Annotated in this window: 10 protein-coding genes; 2 read left to right on the top strand and 8 right to left on the bottom strand. The window is 71.6% G+C overall.

Going from position 1 to position 8,538, the window contains the following annotated elements; all coding sequences use genetic code 11:
- The 5 genes from BKD30_RS02175 to rpsP all read right to left on the bottom strand — a co-directional run.
- Positions 1-1,087 (bottom strand): hypothetical protein (locus tag BKD30_RS02175; RefSeq protein ID WP_218189238.1); only part of this gene is annotated, 1,087 nt, incomplete at its 3' end.
- Between the two features lie 315 nt (positions 1,088-1,402).
- On the bottom strand, positions 1,403-2,161 hold the full coding sequence (gene trmD / locus BKD30_RS02170) for a tRNA (guanosine(37)-N1)-methyltransferase TrmD (RefSeq protein WP_076701315.1): 759 nt from the start codon (positions 2,159-2,161) through the stop codon (positions 1,403-1,405).
- Between the two features lie 3 nt (positions 2,162-2,164).
- A complete protein-coding gene (gene rimM, locus BKD30_RS02165; RefSeq protein ID WP_076701312.1) occupies positions 2,165-2,791 on the bottom strand; it encodes a ribosome maturation factor RimM in 627 nt (208 codons plus the stop codon).
- Between the two features lie 156 nt (positions 2,792-2,947).
- The gene (locus BKD30_RS02160) at positions 2,948-3,196 is read right to left on the bottom strand and encodes an RNA-binding protein (RefSeq protein WP_076701310.1); all 249 of its coding nucleotides are present in this window, start codon (positions 3,194-3,196) and stop codon (positions 2,948-2,950) included.
- Positions 3,193-3,609: a 30S ribosomal protein S16 gene (rpsP, locus tag BKD30_RS02155; RefSeq protein WP_076701307.1), complete on the bottom strand. Its 417-nt coding sequence runs from the start codon at positions 3,607-3,609 to the stop codon at positions 3,193-3,195. Before rpsP ends, BKD30_RS02160 begins: the two co-directional genes overlap by 4 nt.
- A 243-nt stretch (positions 3,610-3,852) precedes the next feature.
- Here rpsP and BKD30_RS02150 point away from each other — a divergent pair, with 243 nt between their 5' ends.
- Entirely contained in the window at positions 3,853-5,118 is a 1,266-nt protein-coding gene (locus BKD30_RS02150) for an AI-2E family transporter (RefSeq protein WP_235861297.1), read from the top strand.
- Between the two features lie 54 nt (positions 5,119-5,172).
- Here the strand turns inward: BKD30_RS02150 and BKD30_RS02145 are convergent, their stop codons facing one another.
- The 3 genes from BKD30_RS02145 to ffh all read right to left on the bottom strand — a co-directional run bounded on the left by BKD30_RS02145 (position 5,173) and on the right by ffh (position 7,854).
- Entirely contained in the window at positions 5,173-5,634 is a 462-nt protein-coding gene (locus BKD30_RS02145; RefSeq protein WP_408033346.1) for a hypothetical protein, read from the bottom strand.
- A gap of 103 nt (positions 5,635-5,737) precedes the next feature.
- The gene (locus BKD30_RS02140; protein ID WP_076701302.1) at positions 5,738-6,226 is read right to left on the bottom strand and encodes an NUDIX domain-containing protein; all 489 of its coding nucleotides are present in this window, start codon (positions 6,224-6,226) and stop codon (positions 5,738-5,740) included.
- Between the two features lie 38 nt (positions 6,227-6,264).
- On the bottom strand, positions 6,265-7,854 hold the full coding sequence (gene ffh / locus BKD30_RS02135; RefSeq protein WP_076701299.1) for a signal recognition particle protein: 1,590 nt from the start codon (positions 7,852-7,854) through the stop codon (positions 6,265-6,267).
- Between the two features lie 181 nt (positions 7,855-8,035).
- Here ffh and BKD30_RS16900 point away from each other — a divergent pair, with 181 nt between their 5' ends.
- A complete protein-coding gene (locus BKD30_RS16900; protein ID WP_328586885.1) occupies positions 8,036-8,479 on the top strand; it encodes a DUF6480 family protein in 444 nt (147 codons plus the stop codon).
- Positions 8,480-8,538 lie beyond the last annotated feature (59 nt).

Raw genomic sequence — 8,538 nt, 5'->3', positions numbered from 1 at the left:
GCGACTTGCTGCGGCCCACCGCGTCCAGGACGCTCATCACCCGGCCCGACGCGTCGATCTGGTACGTCGTCCGCGGCACCGCCGAGACCGCCTGGGTCTGGTCGGTGTTCGGACCCGCCACCAGGGTCTGGGTACTGGTCGGGTAGGCGAACCGGGTGACCGCGTCACCCGGGGACCCCGCCGACGCGTTCGCCCGGGTGGAGGAAGTCACCCGGCCGGTCGAGTCCAGGCCCCAGGACACCGTGCCCGCGTCGGGGACCTGCACCCCGGTCAGATCACCCCCGGCGTAGCTGAACGTGGTGACCGTGCCGTTCGGGTCCGTGAACTGCGACCAGTCCCCCGACGAATCCTTGACCAGTTTCGCCGTCCGCAACGGCGCCGACACCGACGCCCCCTGGGCCACCGTGATGCTGGTCGCGGTGGTCGTGATCCACGCCGTCCGGGACGCGGCCACCGTCCCCGACGGCGAGAACGCGGCCTGCGCGGCGACGACCTTCGTCGGCAACCCGCCCGCCCACGTGATGGCCACCGTGTTCCCGTTCCGGTCCGCCAGCGAGACCGGGTTCCCGTCCGCGTCGAACGTCGTCACCGTGGCACTGGTCCTGCTGGTCAGCTTCCAACCCGACCCCGCCGCCACCAGGTCGGCCTTCACCCCGGCCGGGGTGGTGTAGACCCCGGGCTGCCCGGTCACCGGCACGAACGTCGTCGAATACCCGTCCCCCGACGCGTAGACCAGGTTCGACCCGGACTGGTACAAGTGCCCGGCCCCGGCGATGTCGAACCGCCACCCGTCCACCGTCCCCGCGCCCGTGTCCCCGGCACCGAGGGTGTTCCGGACCAGGCTGATCCCGACCGTGCCCTGCACCCCCGGCAGGCCCAGCAGTTGCAGCGACACGGCGCCGTTGCCGGTCCCCACGTCCACCGACCCGGAGACCCGGTCACTGACCGCCACCGGCACCCGGGTCGCACCCGGCCGGGCCCCGAGCTTGCCCAGCAGGGCGGTCTGCGACGCGTCCGCGCCCGGCACCACCACCGGGACGAACGCGTGCGCCGCCGACGCCGTCCCCGCCACCAGCGACAGGCTCACCACCCCCGACAACAACAAACGCCCGCCACGGCGAACACCATGACGAGCGTTCAAACCCGGACCTGCCGCACCGACTCTCGGCGCGACAGAACCATTCCTTCCAGACATGAGGCCCCCCTGTTACGTGTGATACTGCTGTGAGAACGCTCACAGTACGGCACGCATCCCACCAGTGTCCATAACGATTCGATAACGGCTACCAGTTGGTAATCATCGCGCGGCAGGAGAACTCGGTGGGTCGTCATGGAAGTGACCGCAGGCCTTTCGGCGGGGGCACATCACCGGTGCCAGTCTGCACCGCGCTGCGCCGCCCCGTCAGCAGACCGGCGGCAGCAGATCCGGTCGCCGTGCTGCGGTTCGGGCCAGCTGCTCCTCGCGCCGCCACCGGGCGATCCGGCCGTGATCGCCGCTGAGCAGCACGTCGGGCACGTCTCGTCCCCGCCAGCTGGCCGGCTTCGTGTACATCGGGTACTCGAGCAACCCGTCCGCGTGGGACTCCTCGGTCAGCGATCCCGGGTTGCCGATGACGCCGGGGATCAGGCGGACGATGGCCTCGATCATGGCCAGCGTGGCCACCTCCCCGCCGTTGAGCACGTAGTCGCCGATACTCAGCGGACGCACGGCGAACCGGTCCGCGGCCCACTCGGCGACGCGTTCGTCGATGCCCTCGTACCGCCCGCACGCGAACACGAGGTGGTCGGCCTCGGCCAGTTCGTGGGCCGTGGCCTGCCGGAACACCTCCCCGGCGGGCGAGGGAATGACCAGCACCGGCCGGTCGGCCGCGACCCCGGAACCCGGGACGGCATCCTCCGAGAGCGGCGCATCGTCGGCGTCGGCGTCCGGACCGACGTCGAGCACGGCGGTCAGGGCCTGTGCCCACGGTTCGGGCTTCATCACCATCCCTGCGCCCCCGCCGTACGGAGTGTCATCGACCGTGCGGTGCCGGTCCGTGGTGAAGTCGCGCAGGTCGTGCACGGCCAGGTCCAGCAGTCCCGCGGCCCGCGCCTTGCCGATCAGGGAGAGGTCGAGCGCGGCCAGGTAGTCCGGGAAGATGCTGATGACGTCGATGCGCACGGGTCAGGCCGATCCGTCCCGCCCCGTGCCGGCGGTCGAGCCGTCGTCGGCGCCGTCCGCTGGGCCGTCGCCAGCACCGGCCCCCGGGCCGTCCTCCGCGTCGTCCGTGGTCAGATCCAGCAGCCCGGGCGGCGGGGTGAGCACCACGCGGCGGGCGTCGAGGTCGACGGTGGGCACGATCTGCTCGACGAACGGCACGAGCACCTCCCGGCCGTCGGTCAGTTCGATCACGAGCAGATCCTGCGCGGGCATGGTCTGCAGGGCGGTGACCCGGCCGATGCGCTCCCCGGTCGGCTCCCCCAGCACCACGTCCAGGTCGACCAGTTCGTGTTCGTACCAGGCATCGTCGTCGGGCTCCTGGCCCTCGAGGTCCAGCAGCAGGCGCGCACCGCGGAGCCGCTCGGCGTGGTTGCGGTCGGAGACCTCGTCGAAGCCGAGCAACAGGATGCCTTTGTTCCAGCGGGCGGACCGGATGGTCAGCGAACCACCGGCGCCCTCCGGGCCGGCCGCCTCGACGTCGACGACGGCACCGGGCACGAACCGGTCCGCCGGTGCGTCGGTGAGCACCTCGGCCGTCACCTCACCGCGAATGCCGTGCGGCCTACCGAGCCGGGCGATGCGAACCTGCACAGCGAGCCTGCCTTCCGTGGTGGCGCCCGGGTCGGGCACCGGGGGAATCACCGGCGCTCGGCCGGGCGAACGAGAATCCGGCCGCGGGGACCGGGGATGCAGCACGGCCCCGCCGCTTCCCGGGAAACGGCGGGGCCGGGCGGAACTCGCTGCCGGTCAGCGGCGGCGGTCGGTGTCGACGACGTCGACCCGCACCGCGTCGCCGCCCTCCAGGGCGGAGACGACGGTGCGCAGCGCGCGCGCGGTACGACCCTGCCGGCCGATCACCCGGCCGAGGTCATCGGGATGCACCCGGACCTCCAGGGTCTCCCCGCGACGGTTGTTCTTCGTGGTGACGTCGACGTCGTCGGGGCTGTCGACGATGCCGCGCACGAGGTGCTCGAGCGCTTCGGGCAGGACGCTCACTGGTCCGCGTCAGCCGACTCGGCGGTCTCGGCCGGAGCCTCGGCGGCGGGCGCCTCGGGGGCCTTCGCCGACTCGGGGACGATCACGGAACCCTTCTCCGGGGCCACGAACGCGGACTTGCCCGCCGGGGTCTTCAGTCGGCCCTCGGCACCGGGCAGGCCCTTGAACTTCTGCCAGTCGCCGGTGACCTTGAGGATCGCCAGAACCTGCTCGGTCGGCTGCGCGCCGACGCCGAGCCAGTACTGCGCCCGGTCGGTGTCGACCTCGATGAAGGAGGGCTGCTCGGTCGGGTGGTACTTGCCGATCTGCTCGATCGCACGACCGTCACGCTTGGTGCGGGAGTCGGCGACGACGATGCGGTAGTAGGGGGCACGGATCTTGCCCATGCGCTTGAGGCGAATCTTTACGGCCACTGGTGTGACTCACTCCTGTGCTCTGCGACGTGGTCGAACCCGTCAACACGCCCGTGGGGCGGGGCCGTTCAAGGGGTTCGGAGAGGACGTGATCACGCGCGGAGAGAGGGGCCGGCGGATCGCATACCCATCCATTATGCCAGAGGGGACCCGGTGCCCCAAAGCCACTGCCGGAACCCTTCGCCTCGGGCGGTCGCCCCCGGTTCGCTAAAGTGGGATGGAACTCCACCGTAAGGGACGTCCATGGCCTTCCGCCTCTTCAGCAAGCGGCCCGAACTTCACCAAGACCAGCACCAGGACCAGCACCGAGACCAGCCCCCGCGCACCGAGGAGGATATGGTCACCGCCGCCGACGGCGTCCGGGAACCGACCGGGAGCAGCGCTCCCGGGAACGTGCGGCCCCCGAGCGAGAATGCACCGGAAGCCAACCGTGGCCGGCTCGGGATGCTGCTGACCGACGCCCTCGGCACGGCCGGGCTGCGCTCGGTGCAGGTGATCGCGGTCCTGGCCCTGGTGGCGGTCGGCATCTGGGCCCTGCTGCAGGTGACCGTCGTCGTGCTTCCCGTGCTGATCGCACTCATCCTCTCCAGCGCCATGTGGCCCCTCGTGCGACGGCTGCGGCGCGTCGTGCCGGCGATCCTCGCCGCTTGGGTGGTATTCCTCGGCACCTTCGTCGTCCTGGGCGGCGTGATCGCCGCGCTGTACTTCGCGGTCCGAGCCCAGTGGTCATCGTTGGTGGACCAGGCCGCCACCGGCGTCCGTCAGTTGCAGGACGTCTACACGAACCTGCCGGTCCAGTTCAGCCAGCAGGACATCGACGGTGCGGTGCAGGGCGTCACCGACTTCTTCACCAGCGCACAGTTCGGCGCCTCCGCGCTGACCGGACTGTCCGCGGCCGGCAACTTCTTCACGGGACTGGCGCTGCTGCTCGTCGTCCTGTTCTTCTTCCTCAAGGACGGCGACCGGATCTGGGACTTCGTGCTGAGCTGGGTCAAACCGGCGCGGCAGCCGAAGTGGCGGCAATCCGGGACGCGAGCGGTGGACACCTTCGGCGGCTACATCCGCGGCACCGCGATCATCGCCGCGGTGGACGCCGTCGGGATCGGGCTGGCCCTGTGGGTGCTCGGCGTCCCGCTCGCCCTGCCGCTGGCCGTCATCGTCTTCATCGGCGCGTTCGTCCCGCTGGTCGGCGCCACCGCGGCGGGCGTGCTGGCCACCCTGGTCGCCCTCGTGGCGAACGGGCCGCTGGTCGCCCTCGGCGCCTTGGCGGCGGTGATCATCGTCAACCAGCTGGAGGGCGACTTCCTGCAGCCCGTGGTGATGGGCCAGACGCTGAGCCTGCACCCGCTCGTGATCCTGATCGCCCTGGCCGTCGGTACCGTCCTCGGCGGTCTGGCCGGCGCCGTGCTGTCCGTGCCGCTGACCGCCGTCGCCTGGAAGGTGATCAAGGTGTGGACCGGCCGCGACGAACAGCCCACCTCACCGGAGGAAACCGGCCGAGCGGCCTGAGTTCGGGCCTCGTCCCGGCGACAGGCTGGTAGCCCGAGGCGTCCCGTCACACCCTTACGCGGCGGCGCGCTCGACCTCGGCCAGGAAGCCGGCGAGGACGGCCTGCCCGTCGGCGCTGTCCTGCGGCCGGTGATCGCGGCCGGCGACGACGTGGCGCGCTCCGGTGGAGGCGAGGAAGCCGGCCACCTCCTCGTACAGGGGTTCCCAGCCGCCGGTGACGACGAGGGTGCGCATGCCGGGCACGATGCCCAGCGGCGCCTCCCACGGCAGTTGTTGCCCGGCCAGGCGGCGCGCCGCCGGACCGGTCGGGGCGTCGCCGTCGTGCCCGGTGAGCAGCGCCGTGAAGCGGCGCGCGTCCGCCTCGGCGTCCCCGCGCAGGTCCTCCTGCCCGGTCTCGAAACCGCGCCGGCGCAGGAAGAGACAGTCGTAGCGACCGGCCAGCAGGTGCTGTTCGGGCCAAGCCGCCGCTCCGGCGCGGCCGGACCCGTGGACGAAGACCACTGTGCTCATGTCCACCACCGTTCCACCGCCCGCCGACCGGACCCGGACCGGTCGGCCGCGGCGACGTCGTGCGCGGCGACGTCGTGCGCGGGAATCGGCACGGCAGCATCCCCGGGTCTCAACCGCGGCCGTTGACCAGTTCTCGCGTGTCCCCGTCGGCGAGCGCGGCGAGTCCGACGGCGATCCGATTCGCCAGTCCGGGCATCGCCAGGGTCGCGACGTCGGCGGCCGGCACGAACCGGTAGCCGAGCAGTTCCTCGGCCTGGACGGTGACCGCCGCGTCCGCCTCGATCACACCGCCGTCGTACAGGAAGATCGTCGAATCGCCCCACACGCCGTGCGAGGTGCCGTGCTCGACGACGAGCAGCCGCCCCACCGGCAGGTCCAGACCGACCTCCTCGCGCACCTCGCGGGTACAACCGGTCCGGGGGTCCTCCCCCGCCTCGACCGTGCCGCCGGGCAGCTCCCAGCCATGCTTGTAATTGGGCTGGACCAGCAGCACCCGCCCCGCCGGATCCCGGATCAGGGCACCGGCGGCGAGCCGGCGCCGCGGCAGTGTGGCGATGAAAGCGGCGAGTTCGGGCTCGCTGAGGTAGGAGTCGATCATCCGCTGGTCACGTACCGGTCACTTGCGATCACTTGCGGTCACTTGCCCAGGAATTTCTCGAAACCGGCGGGCAGGTTCAGGGCCGCCGGGTCGAAGTCCTCCGCCCCGGCGTCCTTGCCGAAGGCGGCACCGGTGTTGACCGGCTGGCTGCCGCGCTCGCGCCGGGCCTGGGCGGCCGCCAGCTCCTGCGCCCGCTTCGCCGGGTTGCCGGAGCGGGACCCCTTCGCCGACTTGGCGTTCTTGCCCTTCTTGCGTGGGGAGTTGAAGCCGCCGGGGCCGGCCATGCCGGGCATGCCCGGCACCCCGCCGCCGCGGGCCATCTGCTTCATCATCTTCTGCGCCTGGGTGAACCGCTCCATCAGCTGGTTGACCTCGGAGACGGTGACCCCGGAACCGCGGGCGATGCGCGCGCGGCGGGAGCCGTTGATGATCTTCGAGGCGACCCGCTCGTGCGGGGTCATCGACCGGACGATGGCCTCGACCCGGTCGATCTCCCGTTCGTCGAAGTTCTCCAGTTGCTCACGGATGCCGGCGGCGCCGGGCATCATCATGAGCATCTTCTTCATCGAGCCCATCTTGCGGATCTGCTGCATCTGGGCGAGGAAGTCCTCGAAGGTGAAGTCCTCCTGGTCGGCGAACTTCTTCGCCATCCGGTCGGCCTCGGCCTTGTCCCAGGAGCGCTCGGCCTGCTCGATCAGGGAGAGCACGTCGCCCATGTCGAGGATGCGCCCGGCCATCCGGTCGGGGTGGAACAGCTCGAAGTCGTCCAGGCCCTCGCCGGTGGAGGCGAACATCACCGGCTGGCCGGTCACGGAGGCGACCGAGAGGGCGGCGCCGCCGCGGGCGTCACCGTCGAGCTTGGACAGCACGACGCCGGTGAAGGCGACCCCCTCCTGGAAGGCGAGGGCGGTGTTCACGGCGTCCTGGCCGATCATGGCGTCGATGACGAACAGCACCTCGTCGGGGCTGGTCGCGGCGCGGATGTCGGCGGCCTGCGCCATCATCTCGGCGTCCACACCCAACCGGCCGGCGGTGTCGATGATGACGATGTCGTGCAGCTTGTTCCGCGCCTCGGTGACGCCGTCGCGGGCCACCTGGACCGGGTCGCCGGTGGGGACGTCGGCGTCGCTGGTGGTGCCCGGGTGCGGGGCGTAGACCCCGACGCCGGCACGCTGACCGACGATCTGCAACTGGGTGACCGCGTTCGGGCGCTGCAGGTCGGCGGCCACCAGCAGCGGCTTGTGCCCCTGCGCGGCCAACCACTTGCCGAGCTTGCCGGCCAGAGTCGTCTTGCCGGCGCCCTGGAGGCCGGCCAGCATGATCACCGTCGGGGGGTGCTTGGCGAACCGGATCCGGCGCGTCGCGCCGCCGAGCACGTCCTTGAGTTCCTCGTTGACGATCTTGACGATCTGCTGCGCCGGGTTCAGGGCGGCGGCGACCTCCGCGCCGAGCGCCCGCTCGCGGATGCTGGCCGTGAACTCCCGCACCACGGGCACCGCGACGTCCGCGTCGAGCAGGGCGCGCCGGATCTCCCGCACGGTGGCATCGACGTCGGCCTCGCTGAGGCGACCCTTGCCGCGCAGGTTCTTGAAGGTTGCCGTCAACCGGTCGGAGAGTGAGTTGAACACGAGGGGTGATCTTCTTTCGTGGCGAGGCTTCCAGGACGCAGACTGCGCCGGACCGGTTCCCCAGCCTACCAAGCGGGTCCCGGGCCGCGGTGGGCGCCGCACTTGCCCCGGCGAGGCCACCGTTCCTACGCTGCTCCCACCGAGGGAACGACCTGATGGGACGACCGGGAAGGACCGCCTGATGAGCACTGCAGCCTCCGGACCACGCGACGGGGCACCGAATGAGGGCACACCGAACGAGGGCGCACGGCCCGGCGCGGCACCGGGCGAGGAGTCCGGCCGGCCCGACGACGTGATCGGCCCCGGCCCGATCGCGGCCGGCACCCCGACCTTCGAAGCCCGGGATGCCGGCCCGAACAACCCGGATCCGGCGATCGCGGAGAAGACGGTGGCCCAGGAACTGGCCCAGGGCCGGGTGACCGCCGAGGACGCCCCGACCGCCGACGACGTGTCGACGACGGCAGCGTCGGCCGGCGAGGATCCATCCGGGTCTCCCGTTCCCACGGCGGATCCGGATCCGGGACCGCAGGACGTCCCGGGCCTCGAACCCGGCGGCGGGGTGCAGCCCGGAGACACTCCCCCGGCCGCCGACCAGATGAGCGGAGACCAGGGACACGACGAGTAGCCCCAGACCGTCCACGCACGGCACCGCCCGGCATCGTGCCATTGATGCCGAGCGGTGCC

It is taken from the genome of Tersicoccus phoenicis (assembly GCF_001968835.1).
GTDB lineage: Bacteria > Actinomycetota > Actinomycetes > Actinomycetales > Micrococcaceae > Tersicoccus > Tersicoccus phoenicis.
This window is presented reverse-complemented; position numbering and strand designations above follow the sequence as displayed.